Origin of the sequence: Viridibacillus sp. NPDC096237 (assembly GCF_050278625.1) — a bacterium.
In the GTDB taxonomy this organism is placed as follows: domain Bacteria; phylum Bacillota; class Bacilli; order Bacillales_A; family Planococcaceae; genus Viridibacillus.
The window spans coordinates 3,608-21,090 of record NZ_JBNNTI010000006.1 but is presented as its reverse complement, the minus strand read 5'-3'; the positions used below and the strand labels follow the sequence as shown (position 1 = coordinate 21,090).

17 protein-coding genes are annotated in these 17,483 nt (G+C 33.0%); 1 reads left to right on the top strand and 16 read right to left on the bottom strand.

Annotation, left to right across the window (positions count from 1 at the left end; genetic code table 11):
- Nucleotides 1-23 precede the first annotated feature (23 nt).
- Complete coding sequence (locus ACQKMD_RS05970; protein ID WP_427750304.1) at nucleotides 24-1,343, top strand: CitMHS family transporter; 1,320 nt, start codon at nucleotides 24-26, stop codon at nucleotides 1,341-1,343.
- 754 nt (nucleotides 1,344-2,097) lie between these two features.
- Here ACQKMD_RS05970 and ACQKMD_RS05965 read toward each other — a convergent pair.
- From ACQKMD_RS05965 to ACQKMD_RS05890, 16 genes are all read right to left on the bottom strand, one after another.
- Complete coding sequence (locus tag ACQKMD_RS05965; protein WP_427750302.1) at nucleotides 2,098-2,841, bottom strand: LytR/AlgR family response regulator transcription factor; 744 nt, start codon at nucleotides 2,839-2,841, stop codon at nucleotides 2,098-2,100.
- Between the two features lie 9 nt (nucleotides 2,842-2,850).
- A complete protein-coding gene (locus ACQKMD_RS05960) occupies nucleotides 2,851-4,149 on the bottom strand; it encodes a sensor histidine kinase (RefSeq protein WP_427750300.1) in 1,299 nt (432 codons plus the stop codon).
- A 99-nt stretch (nucleotides 4,150-4,248) separates the two neighbouring features.
- Nucleotides 4,249-4,380: a cyclic lactone autoinducer peptide gene (locus ACQKMD_RS05955; protein WP_100795910.1), complete on the bottom strand. Its 132-nt coding sequence runs from the start codon at nucleotides 4,378-4,380 to the stop codon at nucleotides 4,249-4,251.
- Nucleotides 4,381-4,395: 15 nt separating this feature from the next.
- Nucleotides 4,396-4,986, bottom strand: a complete 591-nt coding sequence (locus ACQKMD_RS05950; protein WP_390007149.1) for an accessory gene regulator AgrB — start codon at nucleotides 4,984-4,986, stop codon at nucleotides 4,396-4,398.
- A 156-nt stretch (nucleotides 4,987-5,142) separates the two neighbouring features.
- Nucleotides 5,143-5,985, bottom strand: coding sequence for an ABC transporter permease (locus tag ACQKMD_RS05945; RefSeq protein ID WP_100795908.1), 843 nt, complete (start codon nucleotides 5,983-5,985; stop codon nucleotides 5,143-5,145).
- A 19-nt stretch (nucleotides 5,986-6,004) separates the two neighbouring features.
- On the bottom strand, nucleotides 6,005-6,736 hold the full coding sequence (locus tag ACQKMD_RS05940) for a nitroreductase family protein (RefSeq protein WP_390007143.1): 732 nt from the start codon (nucleotides 6,734-6,736) through the stop codon (nucleotides 6,005-6,007).
- Between the two features lie 25 nt (nucleotides 6,737-6,761).
- A complete protein-coding gene (locus ACQKMD_RS05935; RefSeq protein ID WP_390007140.1) occupies nucleotides 6,762-7,595 on the bottom strand; it encodes a thiopeptide-type bacteriocin biosynthesis protein in 834 nt (277 codons plus the stop codon).
- A gap of 14 nt (nucleotides 7,596-7,609) precedes the next feature.
- Nucleotides 7,610-8,776 (bottom strand): hypothetical protein, encoded by a 1,167-nt coding sequence (locus tag ACQKMD_RS05930; protein WP_427750296.1) that lies wholly within the window; start codon nucleotides 8,774-8,776, stop codon nucleotides 7,610-7,612.
- A gap of 20 nt (nucleotides 8,777-8,796) precedes the next feature.
- Entirely contained in the window at nucleotides 8,797-10,473 is a 1,677-nt protein-coding gene (locus ACQKMD_RS05925) for a YcaO-like family protein (protein ID WP_427750295.1), read from the bottom strand.
- Nucleotides 10,473-11,894: a hypothetical protein gene (locus ACQKMD_RS05920; protein ID WP_427750293.1), complete on the bottom strand. Its 1,422-nt coding sequence runs from the start codon at nucleotides 11,892-11,894 to the stop codon at nucleotides 10,473-10,475. The genes ACQKMD_RS05925 and ACQKMD_RS05920 overlap by 1 nt, the downstream gene beginning before the upstream one ends.
- A gap of 5 nt (nucleotides 11,895-11,899) precedes the next feature.
- Nucleotides 11,900-12,640: an ABC transporter permease gene (locus ACQKMD_RS05915; RefSeq protein ID WP_427750291.1), complete on the bottom strand. Its 741-nt coding sequence runs from the start codon at nucleotides 12,638-12,640 to the stop codon at nucleotides 11,900-11,902.
- 12 nt (nucleotides 12,641-12,652) lie between these two features.
- A complete protein-coding gene (locus tag ACQKMD_RS05910; protein ID WP_100795902.1) occupies nucleotides 12,653-13,378 on the bottom strand; it encodes an ABC transporter ATP-binding protein in 726 nt (241 codons plus the stop codon).
- Nucleotides 13,379-13,389: 11 nt separating this feature from the next.
- Nucleotides 13,390-15,867: a lanthionine biosynthesis protein gene (locus ACQKMD_RS05905; protein ID WP_427750288.1), complete on the bottom strand. Its 2,478-nt coding sequence runs from the start codon at nucleotides 15,865-15,867 to the stop codon at nucleotides 13,390-13,392.
- Complete coding sequence (locus ACQKMD_RS05900) at nucleotides 15,836-16,873, bottom strand: hypothetical protein (protein WP_427750287.1); 1,038 nt, start codon at nucleotides 16,871-16,873, stop codon at nucleotides 15,836-15,838. The genes ACQKMD_RS05905 and ACQKMD_RS05900 overlap by 32 nt, the downstream gene beginning before the upstream one ends.
- A gap of 168 nt (nucleotides 16,874-17,041) precedes the next feature.
- Nucleotides 17,042-17,215, bottom strand: coding sequence for a thiazolylpeptide-type bacteriocin (locus ACQKMD_RS05895; protein ID WP_100795899.1), 174 nt, complete (start codon nucleotides 17,213-17,215; stop codon nucleotides 17,042-17,044).
- Nucleotides 17,216-17,294: 79 nt separating this feature from the next.
- Nucleotides 17,295-17,468, bottom strand: a complete 174-nt coding sequence (locus tag ACQKMD_RS05890) for a thiazolylpeptide-type bacteriocin (protein WP_100795899.1) — start codon at nucleotides 17,466-17,468, stop codon at nucleotides 17,295-17,297.
- Nucleotides 17,469-17,483 lie beyond the last annotated feature (15 nt).

The following is a 17,483-nucleotide window of genomic DNA, read 5'->3' as shown; positions in this document are numbered from 1 at the left end:
TATGACGGAAAGGGGATATAAATATGAGTTTAAGCCTTATTGGATTTATAACAATTATTGTAATTATGGCTTTATTAATTAGTGGTAAGGTTACTCCGATTGTAGCGATGGTTTTGCCTCCAATCTTAGGAGCGCTTATTGCAGGTTTTAGTTTTAGTGAGGTAGGCGGTTTTTTTGATAGTGGAGTTAGCTCGGTTATTAATGTTGCAATCATGTTTATTTTTGCTATTATCTTTTTCGGTATTATGCAAGATGTTGGTTTATTTGACCCAATTATCAATAAATTGGTTACTTTATCGCACGGTAATATTATTACAGTTACAGTAGGTACCGTTGTAGTTGCAGCCATCGCTCAACTAGATGGATCAGGTGCTTCCACCTTTTTAATCACCATCCCGGCATTACTGCCGTTATATAAACGCTTAAAGATGAGCCCCTATTTATTATTATTGCTTATAGCAGGAAGTGCGAGCATCATGAATATGCTTCCATGGGCCGGGCCATTAGGACGTGTAGCGTCTGTATTGGAAATGGACGTAACCGAATTGTGGAGACCACTCATTCCTATTCAAATTTTAGGTATGGTATTAATGCTTGTATTAGCGGTATTCTTAGGAATGAGAGAAAAACGCAGAATTGTGAAAGCCCATGGATCTCTTGAAGCTGCAGTAGCATTAGAAGTGGAAGAAAAAGATGAAAAACATGCATTAGAAAAAGCAAATCCACATGCTCGACCGAAATTGTTATGGATTAATGCTTTATTAGCTATACTAGTGCTTGGTGTACTTGTATATGGCATTATTCCCGCCGGGTTGGCGTTTATGATTGGTGTGAGCATTGCTTTGCCGATTAACTTTAGAGAAGTGAAAGGTCAAATGGAGAGATTGCGTGCCCATGCACCTAATGCTCTTACAATGGCTTCTATTATTCTAGCAGCGGGTCTGTTTTTAGGAATATTAAACGGAACTGGAATGCTTGAAGCAATTGCAAACGATGTAGTCAAAATAATGCCAACAGCTATAGGACCATTCTTACACATAATAGTAGGTATGTTAGGTGTGCCTTTTGATTTAGTGTTGAGTACAGATGCATACTATTTTGCTTTATTCCCGGTAGTTGACCAAATCGCTGCGACTTATGGGGTTGCATCAATATCAACTGGCTACGCTATGATTATAGGTAACATTGTCGGTACTTTTGTCAGTCCGTTAGCACCAGCTGTATGGCTTGCCTTAGGTTTGGCTGGATTGGAAATGGGCCGTCACCTGCGTTATTCCCTTTTCTTGATGTGGGGATTAAGTATCGTGCTTGTATTAACTGCTATGTTAATCGGTTTAATTTAACATGTGAGAAACTATTGAGCAAAAAGTAGAATTTTTTAGAGCTTAACCATCTGTATTTTAAAAGAAAATTAATGCCTTTCCCAAAAGTTGAAAAAGATTAATAAAGTTTTGTTTGAACTCATTTAACTGTTACATTTTCTATATAACGGTTAAATGAGTTAATAACATCACAGCAATTATGTTTTTTGTTACAAGCCTTGTCGCTGTTTCTGAGCGATAGAGTTAAATTAGAACGAATAAAAAGGATTTCCCAACTGAGTTGAGGTTTTCTTTATTTGTAGGCTCTGTTTAACTTTATTATTGATTTTCTTTATATTAATAAGCGTATTCGAGATACTTTTCGAATACGCTTATTTTTTCAAGTCGGGAATAATTTCAATTCGCTCTCCGAATTGAATAAGGTTCATAATGTTTAAGTTCAGATGATTTTATATTAGCTTTATTATTTAAAGAACGCTACTCAATTTGAATGACGTCATTATGTGCAAAATATGTGTATTCAATTATTGGTCCATCTTTAAAAATAACAGTAGTGTAAAATGGAGGTAGTATTTTATCCCATACTCGGATTCGTACCTCCGACCGACGGCTTAGCTTAGCTTAGCTTACCACTATAGTTTTCACTAGCTTGTTGTGCAAATTCTTTATATCATTATTACAATGTCATTGAATATGTGATGCTGTTTATAGCGCATATTGACGTTCCAGTGGAGAAATTATGCGGCTTTCACCTAGGTCTCTACTCTCTATTTCCTTATTCAATATCATTCATTTCTAATTTCTTTTGTACAGCTTTAATCATTCGAGCAGACCCATAGCAAATTTCTCCATTTTTCATTAGAATTTCTTTCTTCTTAAAGTCCACTTCCTGTATATTGTTGATATTCACTACGAAAGAATTATGGCAACGAATGAAGCCTTCATACTCTTTTTCTACATCTTTCAACTTCCCATAAAACTCTACTTGACGATTATCCAAATGTAAAACAACTTTATGTAATGGGGAGGATTCAAAAAACATGATATCATCATAGTTGACACTAATAATTTTATCTGCAATTCTCTGAACGAATTTTTTATTGGATGTCTTGTTTGTTACTTGCTTTCTTTCATTTGTCACCTTCAAACAGCTAACAACCTTGCTCTGTATAGAATTAACATTATCTTTAATAATAAAATCCATCGCGGCTACTTTATAAATGAAATTTAAATAAGTAAGTTCAGAGTGGGTTGTGACAAAAACAATATCACCTGTTGGATCAATTTTTCTGATTTCCGCGCCAAGTGTGATACCATTCATCTCATGATTCAAGTCGATATCAAGAAAATATAAACCAGATCGTTTGCTCTCTTTTATATACGTTAATACTTCTTCTGGATTTGCAGTTGTTAGAACCAGTTGCATATCAAGGTTTTCAATCATTATATAATTTGAGACATACCTGGCTATCCTTTCTCTTTGTTCCTTTTGGTCTTCGCAGATAAAAACATCAATCATCTCAATCCCTCACTTTAAAATTACAATTTCCTGCTTAAAATAATTATCCTCTATAACTGTATCCAACCGTGTCTTATTTTCTTGATCTACCATTTTCTTCAGGCTATTCAGCCCCAGCCCTCGATTTTCTCCTTTCGTTGAGAAACCTTTTTCGAAATATTGAAAGAGCTTATACCCAGTATCTCTAAACGTATTCCAAACCACAAAGGATACAGATTGTTCAAGCTCCACAAATCCAACTCGAACCATACCTTCTTCTACTTCTTCTGCTGCTTCAATGGCATTGTCTAAAATAATTCCGATACAGCGGCACAACAGTACACTATCCATATTCAGATAATGTATTTCGTTAGGACATTCAAAAACCACATCTATCCCCTTTTCCTGTGCTGTAATTAGTTTGGAGGATACCAAACCTTTTACTTCTGGAATTTTTATTTGGGACAAACCCCTCATCTTAAAATCATTGTCACGAATCTCTTGACTGACACGCATAATATTGTCATTAAAATAGCTCTCTAAAGCAGTCATATCACGATTGGTGATATATTCAGACATAGAAGACAGGATATTGATGTAATCATGGCGAAATGTTCGCATCTCATAATAGTTTTTTTCCAGCTGTTCAGTGTACACTTGTATACTGTTTAGTTCAATTTCCTTTTCCCTCATCTCAAACTGCTTTCTAAAGGTATATACTAGAAACGACAAACTGACAGCAAAAATAGCAAAATAGATAAATAAGTACATCGTATTCATCAATACCAGCGTATTTTGATTTCCCGTTAATCTTACATACACAATCATTGTAAAATAAATTACATATGTAAAAAGCCCTAGGAAAGCTAAAATACGCTGTAAATCCCTGTCATTCTCATCCTTTTCAAAAATCTGAATATTCAATCTTTTCCAGAAAGTTATAAATATAAGCCCAATAATCAGGGTAATAAATTGATGAAGTAATGCCGCTGAAAAAATGGTTTCATTTGTTTCTGAAAAAGTACTAATACTTAAGATTTTTCCCATAATAAAAGTTGTTAAATGATCAATCAGAATCATAGCAATCAATAATATTGATGCGTCGTACAATGCAGGTATCCATTTTTGATAGGTATACTTAAATATAGCAAGAACAAATGTAAATATTAATAGTGAACCAAAAATGTCTAAATACGGATATAACCATGCCATAATCAAACTAAATAATATGACTGAAATAATATTTTCCTTTCGAAAAAAACGTTTACCTATTACAAAGCTTACTAAAATACAATAAATTGCTACTTGTATGAATGCTAATATAGTCAATCCCTGACCCCTCATTTCTATATAGTAAACTTCACTATATATTATACTATAGATCAGTAAATTGTAATATTAGGCAAATTTATACTTTCCACTTATAATCTACTTCTTTAATTCCTCTGGAATTTCTGGTTCAAAATTATACAATAAACAGAAATTCTCCACGCTTAACGCACCTACTCCAATAAATAGATTTATTATACCTTCAGTAAACATTCTTTGAATTTTTTTCATTTTTTTCTTCCTCTCTTATTTTTTTAATATTTTATATGTTATTGGAAGAATACAAAATACAGCTAGTAAACTTCCAAAAAATACTTGATTGAAAACTACTTGTGAACTAGTACTAACCATTACTGCCACACATATCGAATAACCTATTATTGCTCTGTTTCTCAGCTTTGCTCTTAACACCTTATCATTAATGCGATTCTTTTCTGTATCTCGGGGGGCATACTTATAAAGACAGCTATATACAGCTAGAATTACAATCCAGCTAATCGGTTCTGATAATGAAATATCTCGTACCACTACCGGTAATATTCCGAATAGGAAAACACTTATTAAAGTGCAGGTACTGCTTTTTTGAGCATGAATACCTCTAGCATTTAGCCTTATTAAGAAATAAGCACTGTGAAAAATAAATGTCAGCCAAATAGAATGAAGTAAAAATGCTGTCATATAAACTGGAATGGCTTTTCCCAAATTTATGAGGCAAACTTCAATACCCAATTTACACTTCAACTCTTGAACTCTAGTCAGGTTTTGTCTTTCTTTTAATTTCCTAACCATATATTCTGACAACACTTCTTCTCTGAATCCTTTTAGCAAGACTTCCATTTTTACCCCTCCCTTGTTTTTCTTTACAATTATAGGATAACCTTCTTTATTCTATTATTATCAAAAGTATATTAAGTTATTCTTCTAATCACTTAAACGTAAAAAAAAAAAGGAAAATACACAGTTATGAGTATTTTCCTTACAATCATGATTTTTTTATACGACAAACTCAACTAAATATTTTGGATAAAGCGTAACCGCTTCACTGTATCCTTGAAGATTCATTCGATTAATGCAGACTTTGTTTCTAGTTGGGAAAAATTCATTTTGCCGCATTTTATTATATAAATTGAATAGCTGAATAAATAGAATTCTCTCTAAGAAGAAACACATCAATAATTCTTCATGATGCATTATTGCTGCATTCTGCTCTCCTTCTATTGTAAACTTGGGAATCTCGAATTTTGTTGTATTTATTAATGGACCAATCTCCAAACTATTTTCCTGACAGCTCAATGCCAGTACATAGTTCGCAAAAGAGTCTATTTGATTGATTTCTGCAATTTTCTTTTGTGTTCCAATTAGCAGATCAATATTTTCCTGCTGTTTTTCATCATATACAGTTTGTATAAACGGTGATTTTTCCAGAAACTCTTGAACATTTGGGAATTTATTTTCTAAAAAAACCTGAATGTTAAATATTTTCCCTGTCTCAATAATTTTTTCTGCAAAAATCACGTATTCATTAATCGCTTCTGTTGAAATAAAATAAGGGGTAAAAAATTCCGTATAGCTTCTAACTAGATTCAAAAGATCTCTAGATTTTTGCTTTTCATAGTAAGTAAACAGTTTAGAATCCTTTTCCAACAGCTGCTTCCCAAGCCTATTCTCCGAACAATCTGTTGTTTCATCTATTCCGTGATAGACAATTTCTTTTAATTTATTAAACTCCATATCTTTGACTTTAAAAGCCATGACTGTTTCTAATGTTACACAGTCCTGAATCATAAAGAAATCGTTTACTTTTTTTACTTGATATTTCAATTTTAAGCAATACATATTCCATCCCAGCTCCTTTCTAGCCTAAAAGAAATGCATACAAAGATGTTTGATTATCTCTCAACAGTCTTGATAACTCAATATCATAAAAACCGCCTAAGGGTACACTTTCCAATCCTAGATAGTTCGCTACTAACTGAATATTCTGTCCAATATGTCCAGCCTCTTGTTGCACCAACTTATACGAGATATCTGTATACTTCCCAGAGATCTCCGACATGTCACAACTCAATGCAATAGCGAACTGTGCTGTATTAGCCAGATACTTTTGAATAAATACTTTACTGATTTCATTCCACGGCTGATATTGTTTAACCAATAACTTTTGAGTATCACTATTCAGCCGCATAATATTTCCCTGCTCTATTAAATCAATATCTACCAATTGCTCGTTGAATAAAAAGTAAATGTTGACATAATACTGTGCCCCACCGGAAGGATATGTACGATTCTCTCTATCTCCGCCAATCATTGCCAATTGAGCAAATTGTGCCATTAACTTTCTATCAACCTTTACCTTGGCTTTGAATGGTTCCCTTGCCGAATATCTCGTCCCTAAAATTCTTTCAAATAAATTGTCTTGGTCAAATGTATAATCCAAATCAATTAGCGGAAAATTTCCATTTCCCTGTAATTCCCTCGGTCTGTGAGCATATACTTGAGTATTGGTGAATTCAGGTTCATTGATTGACATCATATGATAATCAATGAATTTTTTCTCTATATTCCGCTCACCTTTAAAGTTCCACAAATTAAACTCCCCCCCTTTTAAGAAATCATCCAGCTTTAAGGAAAGCATCTGAAAAAATAAATTCAAATTCCGGAGAAACTCCTAAACGATTATTCAGCATATGAAGATGTGAAATTACTATATAAAAGGCGTACTCAGGCTCAAAAGTCGTTTGACATAACTTTATTTGTGCAAGCAATGACTTAAAAACCTTAAGATACGGCTGATAGATTGCAGTCTCAAGTTCTCCCTTTTTCAAGCTACTGATTCTGTTGCTAATCACTTTGTATAAATTCTCCGAAGTCTTATTCTTAGAAAATTGTGTCCATATTTCACGATACGCAAGAAACATTGTCTCATGCTTCTCGATATATCCTAATTCTTCAGCAACTTCTGTACAGAAGTACATAAGATCAATTGCTAATACATAACGCTGATTTCGATTAAGCTTTTGAATAATTTGTCCGGCAAATCTTGACGAGTGTACAAATAGTTCTTCGGACAATCCCATCGCTACTTCTCCACCATAACGGTTCAGCTCTGGTACATAATCAATTGTCTGAATTGAAAAATTCGGATAAGGAGCAGTTGGTTTAATGCCTTCTGTCTGTACAATTGCCTCATCATATGAAATAGGTTGGAACGTATGGCTCTTATGCTTTTGATGAAAACTTTCCAATAATTGATCCAAATCTTTTTCAAATCTCTCTGCTGCTTCAGGTTCAGTTTGGTATCTCAATCGGATATGAGGACCCCCATCCCAATAGCGAATGAAAAAATATCGAACTTTTTCTTTATCTAAATAAGGTAACAGACAATCTTTTAAAAACTCCTCAATTAATAGATAATCATGAATGAATAAATGTTTAGATATCCACATACTACTACTCTCCTTTATTTTAAAAATATACTGTGACTTGTATTCCAGCTCTTAAAAAGATTTAATGAGTAGCCAATCTGTTTATTTTCTTCTAAATTGAATTTCTCTTTTATTATAGTGTCGTTATAATTTTTAATCCCACGAGCTGCTAATCCATATTTCGCAGCAATAATTGATAAACGTTGAGCAAAATGGCCAATCTTCAAAAAAATTTCATCATAATCTTGTCCTGTTTTTTCAAATGTAAAGAAAAACCAATAGTTCATTCCCTCTAGATTAGTGAAATCTTGATATTCGTGTAACATCTTTTTATACATAAATTCTTCTTTAGGTTGAATAAATTCAAACTTTTCTCCAATCTGGTAAAACCCACTTCTGAAATCAGTAATATTATCTATAAAACTCCATAAACCTATATCAGGATAGTCTTGCACAGCTGCTTGACACTCCTTCAATAACTGACGATTAGTATCAGCTGACATAATCTTTCTTAACACTGCATCGCCGCGAATATTTTGCTCCGATACCCTTCTCCTGAAAAATTCAGTTTCTGGTTGCTCTTTTATATCTTCTGTATTCAAATGATATTCTTGATCCATAGCTATTTCCAAAACAAGAGGAATTGTGACAAATTCACGAGGTATCTCCAACGAAACCGTTGTTAGTCTACGATGACAAATTTGATGACCATTTAAAACAAAGTCAAGATTATAGAGATAGTGACCCGTATTCAGTAAACCCAGCATCGATGAAAAACCACCATAGATTTTTTGGAGCTGACGATTATCATTTACTATTACTAGATAGTCTCTTTCAGCATTCAATCCTTTAAAATACTCTTGGTTGTACACATGAATTTTGTCTGTTAATGCATTGTAAACAAACATATGGGTCTTATGAACAAACACCAATTTGAGACTATCAATATTTCTAGCTTTTGGAGAAAAAGAATGGAAATAGTATTTGCTGAAAAAATCTATCCGTTGTATCATTTCTAAATAATAATAGAGATCATAAATAATCGAACTCCAGCCATCACTTTTTCCAAGCTCTTCCAAAAATTTCATGTCAATCACATCTATATGATTTTTAAACAACAGATCTTCATCAATTTGTGCAGCTGACAATTTCTGCTTATAACGATTCTCTCCGAATCGTTCTAAATAATGTTGATCAATCATCCTTATTCCCTCCCGTTCATTTATGGAAATGGATGGGGCGTCTTTTCTATCCAGTTTTTATCTAACTTCCCTTTCTTCTTAAACTGAATAGCCTTTTCAATACGCTGACTTACAACTCGTCTATTTTGATGTCCAAAGGTCATCGTCAGCATACCAGGTACTATATATTTCACATTCACAAATCCTGCAGAAAATAAGTTCGGATTCTCTGTAGTAGCCCGATACGCTTTACCAGATATTTTGACCAGTTGCTCTTCAAGCGCTCGAACAACCTCTAAAAATTTTCCCTGATAAGTTGTATACCCTGCTTCTAATTGCTCAAAGGAAGAAACCATTTCAGTATCTAATGCAAATTTAAATGCACTCTTCATCTCCTTATTTGAATAAAGAAGCAAATGGTCTTCCAATCTGTGAACGGATTGAGGATTCTTCAACAATTGTCTTTTTCTAGTCTGATATTCCTGATTATTGAATACATTTGTAAAAACAGTAATCGCGGTTGTAGCTTCAATCAATGCTCGTTCAATGGACTCTTCCAAGTCAAAAGAAGCTGCAGCAGCTGTGTAGAAGGCCATTTCATTTTCCTCAGGTTCCTTCTTTTCTAATAACACCCAGATTGTCGGGATTCTCACTTCCATAGAAATATCAAACAAATGAACACGGATATCTTTTCGCTTGAGAGATTCCAGATAAGCCTGTATTTTTGTGGAATAAATGCTTGATTCATCGATTCTGACAGGTGGAATCTGCCCATACCATGTGGCTAAAAAGGCATCTCTTTCAATCAGTTCCAGCATCGCATGCAGACTCGCTTCAGCTTCTGTTGAACCTAGAGCACTACCATTGGAGCTTTCATAGATATATCTCTTTTCATCAGAAACAACATGAGAGTTGTAATAAATCAACTGCTCGGGAATTAAAACTTCTTTTTCGCTGTGTAATGCCCAAACTTTTTCATAATTCAGAGGCTGATCTTCTGTATAATTCTCTGGATTACCATAATCGCATTGCGTCATTACTTCACTCAGCGTGAGATCAATAATTTCCGAATCCTTTTCCCGTATTGCTGTTTTTTGTATTTTATAAGGAAACGCTGTAGCATAACGCTCCAACGATTCCAAAATAGAAATATATTTTGATTTTTCATATGTCCCTGTCCGACCATAGGAAAGCATTGAAATCCCCTTATACAGTACCTCAGTCTGTACCATTGGTGTCCCATAGGAATCTCCTGAACGCGTCAAGGCGTTCACAATCGACGATGGATGCGCATAGATTAACTTCTTGTTTTTTTCAATCTTCTCCCGAACCTTTTCAAAGCTCAGTTGTCGATTATCTTTTGCATCGAAAATCGTATCCAATTCCATTAGCCGGTTTGAACTAGTGTCTACATTACACTCACAATCTCCTCGCTTGAAGGTTGCTTTCGCTTGAATTTCCAATGTATCTCGATTTAGCTCATATAGGAACGGTTCGATACTTTTTTCAAGCTTCTGAACAAGCATAGCAATTAATTCAGATTCTAGCTGGTTAGGCTGATCTTCTAGCCAACCGAAATATTGTTGATAGCATTTTAGTTCTTTTGTTCGCTCTTTATAGCAGTTGAAACAAAAGGAAGAATCATTCTTTGATGAATGAATAAAAATATACTTTTGGTTTATCAGAATTGTAGTAGCTGCAATTGTTTGTATGGACATCACTCCACCTCCAAAAGTTCATATTCAAAACCATTTTCATCGAGAATTTTCCCCACAGTAGTCTGCTGTCCGCTTACTTGTTTTTCTTGAATAGATCTGTTCCAATTTAAAGAACTATCTTCTTTTATTTGGAATTCATTTAAATCTACTGATTTAAAGAATGATTCTTTGACAGATACATCATTTTTATACATACTAATCCAAGTCAATATGACTGTTGTCAGCTGAGCTGCTGTTCTTACAGGGATTTGGAAAATTAGCGCCTCTGAATCGTTATTTACAACATACAAGTAATACCCACCATTAACACAAGCCTGGAGATAGAAATTTGCTGATAGCTTTTCTTGATTCAGTAAACTACTAATAAGCTCGGATTCTTCTAACTCATTCAAATCTAATCTGAACAGTTCTCCTGTCTTATCATGTTGGGTACTATATATGATTTTTTTCTGTTGCTTCAGTAAAAGTTCTTTTGAATAACTGTTTTTTAGGATCTCAAGAAATGCTGCTTCTGCAAGAAATTGTGCAAGCCTTTCATAAGAAATATCTGCGAAATAGTAATTTTCTTCGTCTTCCGTTTGTACAGTAATAACCTGCAACGGAGATTGGTTGTAGTTGAAATATGCTTTATCATTATTAAAGGAAACGATTTTTGAATCATATTTCTTTACAAAGATTTCTAGCGAATTAAAATTCTTTATAGCGTCTTGATGCGTCCGTCCAGAAAATTGATAATCCACTTTTTCAATTCCACCAAACGCCATTTTTCTTTCGACTTCCATCATAGTATTTATATTGAATACAGGGTGATTTTTACTAACAGCAGATATAATGGCGCTATAAAAAAGGAAACCCGACAGAAGTTTCTCTGAAATATCCTCTTCTGATACCTCTTCAAAATTCCTATGGTTTCTTGTTGAAACCCATATTCTATCTCCTTTTTTTCCAATATGATATTTTGCAGCAATTTTCCCGGTTAGAACTTCAATATTCTCTACATTTGTAATTTCACTTTGAATTTGATTCTCTTCCAATAATTCTTTTAGGCAAGTTGCACCAAAAAACGATTCGGGAATACTTACACAAATTTTTTCAATTTCTTTCAGACCTTTTTCTACGGATAGACAATGCTCTTCTACCCATGGCAAATAGATACTGCTTCTGTGAAAGTTATAGATTTCCGGATCAATCAGATAAAAAATATGTTTTTCTATAAGTAACTGAGTAAGTTTCCTGTAGCGCTTAAATTCTTCAAAAAGTTCTGTTTCTTCACTTCCTTGGTATGCCTTACTAATCAAAGAAGTAATGTTTTCATATTCAGAAACGCTCAATTTCAATTTTATTTTTTCGTTTGGCCCATATATAAATAAATCTGGTTCATTATAGTGATATCTAATATTTCTTCTAGCTTTAATAATCATAATAATCACTCCTTCTTGTTGTTGAGTTTAATAACAACTAATGAAATAATTAGGAGAGCCGAAGCGTAACCGATCGAAATTAACATATCTTGATTAAGTTCAAATGACTGATTCCAAACTGAAATATATATGTTATTTAAATGATAGAACGGATTCGCATAAGATACATATTGAATAAATTTAGGAAGACTCTCCACAGGAACAGAAAAGCCGCCAGTAAACATAACAATTTGAAATAAAACAATAGATATAATTAGTGCTGTTTTTACTTCCTTGAAATTTGAATAAATTGCATGAGAATAAACCAACATTACCGCATTAATAAGCAACAAACTTAGATATGAAACCAAAAAGTTAACAATAGAAAATTGCAAATCATAAACAAGTAGGCCAATTAATGTTATTAAGATAAATCCTGCAGTTGCAATAATGAATGACTTCGCAATACTGGACATCAAAAGAATTTTATCTGTTATAGGCGTAATGAAAAGCCTCTTTTCAATCCCAGCTGCACGATTCATTACCTGATCGAAACCAAAGGCAAAAAATACTACTGAAAAGCTAATTAGGACTATAAACGATGGTGTATACACTTGAACATAGTTCATTCCCCCGCTATAGGTTGCATTACTGAACATTTGTCCCATTAAAATATATGTTACCGGTGGTACAACAACAGTGAATACTAAATAAAATAACTCTCTAAAGAACATTTTTAAGTCATATTTAATTTGAGTTAATAACATGTTTACTCCTCCTTATTTGGCGATTTTATCAAGATAAAAGCTATTAATTGATTTATGACCGGATTTCAGTATATTTTCTGGTGTATCAAATACTTCTGTTACACCATCATTAATGAAAAGGACTTTATCACAGTAAAGCTCGATTTCGTCCATGTAATGAGTCGATAAAATCACTGTACTGTCATTTTTCTTAATATATCCTGTGATGCTTTCCCATAAAATGTTTCGCATATGAGGATCCAGACCAGTAGTCGGTTCATCTAAAATAATCAAACGCGGTTTTGAAGAAAAAGCAATTGCAAGGCTAACCTTTTGCTTCCATCCCCCAGATAAATTATCAAAAAACGTATTTAAATGCTCTTGTAATTCAAACTCTTTTATAATTTCATCTAAATCCACATTGCTCCCATAATAGGAACGGAAAAGATCTAGTAGTTCTTTTACTTTTAATTTTTTATAAAACTGTGTAGGTTGAAGTACTGCGGAAATATTACTTTTGATTTTTCCCAACTGAGCTTGATCAAGTTCCTTCAGGTTATTACCAAAAACAACTACCTTCCCGTCATTATAATCTTTAATCGTCATTAAAATTTCCAAGAATGTTGATTTCCCAGCACCATTTTTGCCTATAACACCTATAATTTCACCTTTTTCAGCAGTAAAGTCTATTCCTTTCAGAACAGCCTTTTTTCCATAGTTCTTTGTTAATTTTTCTACCTTTACATTAAAGTTCTGCATGGTTCACCCTCCTAATTGTCAATCGTATATTCAACAACATATTCCTTAAGCTCATTCTTAAATTCAGGTAACACCTCTTCGATATAAAACATAGGATCTTGATTTTCTTCATTTATAATTTCATTAATAAAATGTTTAAATAATATTGGTACTGTGATATCAATAAACAATGGCTTCATTGCAGAAATTTCTTCTCCCATACGATATTTCTTTAAAAAGAATGTTTTAGGTAAATGCTTATCTAAAAAATAGTCATTAATGAGTATATACAGCTCTAATTCATTTGCAGCCTCTTTGCTTATTTCAGCAAAATCTCCCAGTTTAATATTCCACTTCTTTCTGTACATCACAATATTTTCAAATATAATTCTTGGCATATCACTTCTTTTTTTCAGGAAATAATTAATATCAAAATTAATTCTCCCGCTTTGAAACAGAAGTAGTAATACAGATAGAACTCCTGGGAGAAAGACTGGAACTAATGACGATTTGTAGGCTACCTTCGCTTCTTTCTTCTGAGGATCAAGCACTTTCAGTTTTTTCGTTTGCTCATCATACTTGACGGAAAATTCAGATATATTAGAATGCCCAATATCATGGAACCTTTGATTTCCAAATTCTAAATTCAACTTTTGATCATAATTTCTATCATGAATTCCGCCATTAAACCCAAACAACTCTGTTACTTCGTAATAGTTCTTATCATAATAATTTTTTTGAACATATTCTTGATACTGTAAATCGTCATTCAAATTCTCAAAAAAGTCTTTAAATCTAGATAGAAATTTTTCCTGGCCATCATAGATATCGTTTAAAATTACTTTGTCCTGTAAAAGTTGATAAAAAAACGTCATACTAAATTCATTGCCGTATTTAATATACTCAGGAATTTTTTTAGAAAATGGTTTGATTAGTTCTTGAAAATCTATTTCTGTATTTTGATTTTCATCTAAGTATTGAGAAAAGAATGTCTTGAATTCATCTCTAAGATCATCCAAAATCTTTATTTCAGGCGCAATCGCTTCACCATAGCGATAATCCATGTCTTGGAAATAAGGGAAGAAGTATCTCAATTTTTCAAAGAATACATTGTTTAATAAATTGCTGTCAGATAAACTGGTTTCCGAATCACCATATAATTTCTTATAAAGCGCAGCAACTTCATATTGCACACGAATATTCACATCAAACAACAGTAAAAATGCTGTAATTTCTTCAAAAAAATGATTAGAAAATTTATTTTCAATATCTTTAAGACAGCTCTTATTATTTTGAGAATCAAACAAGATATCTTCATATAGAATTTCCGTACCAAAGTTCGGAATGCTTTCACTCAAATTTTTAATAACATCCTCAATCTTTTTCCAAAGAACTAACCGCTCATTTGTACCTGCCAGCTCGAACTTCTTTTTCATTTCATTTATAAAATGAAGCTGGAGTGATAGATCTTCACATATCCCTTGTTCTTTTAAATAGGCAATCATCTCTTCTACAAGATTTCTTTTAGCATTTACTGTAATTTTCTGAACTAATATTTTTGTGGAAACAAGTTTTTTAAATACATCCAACTCGTGTTCCGAATACAGTTCATTTTCTCTAAGAAATTGAGCAAAGTCTTTATAAAATATGGTTTGACCCTGATTTTTCTTTAGAAATTGAATTACTTCTTCCGCAATTCCCATCTCAACCAGCTTATCTCTTGTTTCATATATTTTCTTAGATTGCGGAACATTTTCTTGAGTAACATAGAAAATCTTGGAGTCTCTTTGGCCAAATTTGGAAACATGGACTGGGATTTTTTCTAATGCTTCTTTATTCGAACGAATGATTTCCAAAAATATTCTAAAAAGTAGAGCATGGTTCAATTCAATGTTTGCCTTCTTTTTAATTAAAAATCGATTTCCAGAAGAGCCCGTTTGAGTAAGATAAGAAAACGGACTAGTTTTCATTGAGCTACGCATTAACAAATTGATTATAAAATTATCCAACTTTTTTTCTTTTTTATTATGTGTTTGTACAGGTTTTGATAAGTACTTTTCAATGTTCTTATAAATTGTTTGATTAAAAAATAAAACTGTCTTTTGTAATTGGTCATTTGCTATTTCCCGTTGCAGAATCTCTCTTGATTTCATTACAGCTTCTTCATAACTTTGTTGTAGCATTTCTTGATACAAATCTAATTGATTTAGTAGTTCTACTAGACGACTCATCAGAATTGGTCCTTCGTATTTCTTTAAACGAACACTACGTAAATTATGAACATCCCGTTTTAAATTCAATAATTTTGGATCCTTTTGTAAAGAAAATTCTTCTTCAATTTGACTAACTACAATTTCCTTCTCTCTTTCAATTTTTTCATGAATTTTGTTAATCTCTTCTATAAATGTATGAATTTCTTTTGCTTTTTCCCGCATTTCAAAATACCACTGATCAGAGGTATTGGTTCCTCGATAAACACTAAATGGATTTTGAGTAACTGTTATAGTCAAGATCTAACTCCTCCCTCCAAGTCATTCCTTTATTTTTTTCCACTACTCTGTATGCCATATAAATATACTTTTGCTTCTTCAAAGCACTTATATTAAAGTAAGGTAGTATTAAATACAGCAAATTTACAGTAAATCTATAAGCCGTTGCTTCGGGATTTTCCATAAAATTATTTGTCTTTGAATAGCTAACAAAGTTCCTATGAAAATCATTTTCAAAATTTTTCTCCAATTCCTCAATAGTACGCGCCAATTCCGCTTTATAGTGATCATCTATTAATTCATCCATCTGGCTTAAACAACTTCTATAAAACTCTGAAAAGTACTTGAACCATCTATTAATTATTTGTGAATGTGCATGCTCAGCTACTTTAAAACCTGATTGTTTTTCTAAATAAAGTGTCTCAAATGACTTTTCGGTAAAAGGTTTCTTTTGCTTGGCTGAAAGCTCAAAGAAGCCTTGAACATGTGAGACAAATGAAAGGTAACCTTTATTGTTATTTTCTTCATGATAGATATCTGAAACCCTTGAAAAAATAAGTGGGAATAGCTCCTCAACGCTTACATTCTGTATTTCTAGATATTTTCTTGTATCCAGTAGCAGTTGGTAATGTTTGAATCGTTCATTCACATATAAGCTTGTTATTCTTTCATTATGAAAATGAAATGAATATGGATAGATGTCTATTTCACCATGTTCTCGAATCACTTGTTCATTTTTCTTACTTTCCAAGTTTGAGATCAATTGGAAGCTTTGATTATATTTTTTCTTTACTTTTTCAATGTACGATTTATCTAATGGTTTTTCTTCAATAAGAAGGCCAACTCTTTTTTCCAAAGCTGTATATTCAGAAGGCAATATTTTATTTTTTGTAATCAACTGAATATGTGGCCCCCCTTCCCACCCCTTTGAAACAAAATATTGAGTTCCTTTCCACTGATCATCAATAAGTGATAGCAATGATTGTTCTAATGTACTGTCATAGTTATATATACAGGTTTGATACACAACAACACACCCTTATCCTTATGTAATTTTCTAAAAAGCAATAATCTACTCCAAAATATTAATTATTTTCAAACTCTTCTTTAGCATCCAAAACTTATTCTGATTTAGTATAATCAGGCGGTTGTCACAATTCTTTGTTTCAACCGCCTGATGATAATAGTCAAGTAATTAACACGAACCGCAGCATGATGTTGAGCCGCATGTTGATGATGCCGAACAGCTTGTTGAGCCACTGCTAGCTGTTGTTTCTGGGATCGCTGACACTTCATCCAAATCTAATAGTTCTACCTCTAAATCGAATTCTTTTGTATTTACTTCCTTAGCATTCATTGGTTTTGTCATCATTTGTTCCTCCTATAGAATAGTTATTATTTTGTTTATGTTGTTTTACACAACTGACTCTAAGCCTTTAGGACGATTATTAACATGAACCGCAGCATGATGTTGAGCCGCATGTTGATGATGCCGAACAGCTTGTTGAGCCACTGCTAGCTGTTGTTTCTGGGATCGCTGATACTTCATCCAAATCTAATAGTTCTACCTCTAAATCGAATTCTTTTGTATTTACTTCCTTAGCATTCATTGGTTTTGTCATCATTTGTTCCTCCTA

Bases quoted from the DNA above. Each gene is read 5' to 3' on its own strand.
- ACQKMD_RS05945 (WP_100795908.1), bottom strand. From the start codon at position 5,985: ATGTATTGCTTAAAATTGAAATATCAAGTAAAAAAAGTAAACGATTTC.
- ACQKMD_RS05920 (WP_427750293.1), bottom strand. From the start codon at position 11,894: ATGATTATTAAAGCTAGAAGAAATATTAGATATCACTATAATGAACCA.
- ACQKMD_RS05970 (WP_427750304.1), top strand. From the start codon at position 24: ATGAGTTTAAGCCTTATTGGATTTATAACAATTATTGTAATTATGGCT.
- ACQKMD_RS05930 (WP_427750296.1), bottom strand. From the start codon at position 8,776: ATGATTGATCAACATTATTTAGAACGATTCGGAGAGAATCGTTATAAG.
- ACQKMD_RS05955 (WP_100795910.1), bottom strand. From the start codon at position 4,380: ATGAAAAAAATTCAAAGAATGTTTACTGAAGGTATAATAAATCTATTT.
- ACQKMD_RS05890 (WP_100795899.1), bottom strand. From the start codon at position 17,468: ATGACAAAACCAATGAATGCTAAGGAAGTAAATACAAAAGAATTCGAT.
- ACQKMD_RS05895 (WP_100795899.1), bottom strand. From the start codon at position 17,215: ATGACAAAACCAATGAATGCTAAGGAAGTAAATACAAAAGAATTCGAT.
- ACQKMD_RS05910 (WP_100795902.1), bottom strand. From the start codon at position 13,378: ATGCAGAACTTTAATGTAAAGGTAGAAAAATTAACAAAGAACTATGGA.
- ACQKMD_RS05915 (WP_427750291.1), bottom strand. From the start codon at position 12,640: ATGTTATTAACTCAAATTAAATATGACTTAAAAATGTTCTTTAGAGAG.
- ACQKMD_RS05950 (WP_390007149.1), bottom strand. From the start codon at position 4,986: ATGGAAGTCTTGCTAAAAGGATTCAGAGAAGAAGTGTTGTCAGAATAT.
- ACQKMD_RS05925 (WP_427750295.1), bottom strand. From the start codon at position 10,473: ATGTCCATACAAACAATTGCAGCTACTACAATTCTGATAAACCAAAAG.
- ACQKMD_RS05935 (WP_390007140.1), bottom strand. From the start codon at position 7,595: ATGTGGATATCTAAACATTTATTCATTCATGATTATCTATTAATTGAG.
- ACQKMD_RS05965 (WP_427750302.1), bottom strand. From the start codon at position 2,841: ATGATTGATGTTTTTATCTGCGAAGACCAAAAGGAACAAAGAGAAAGG.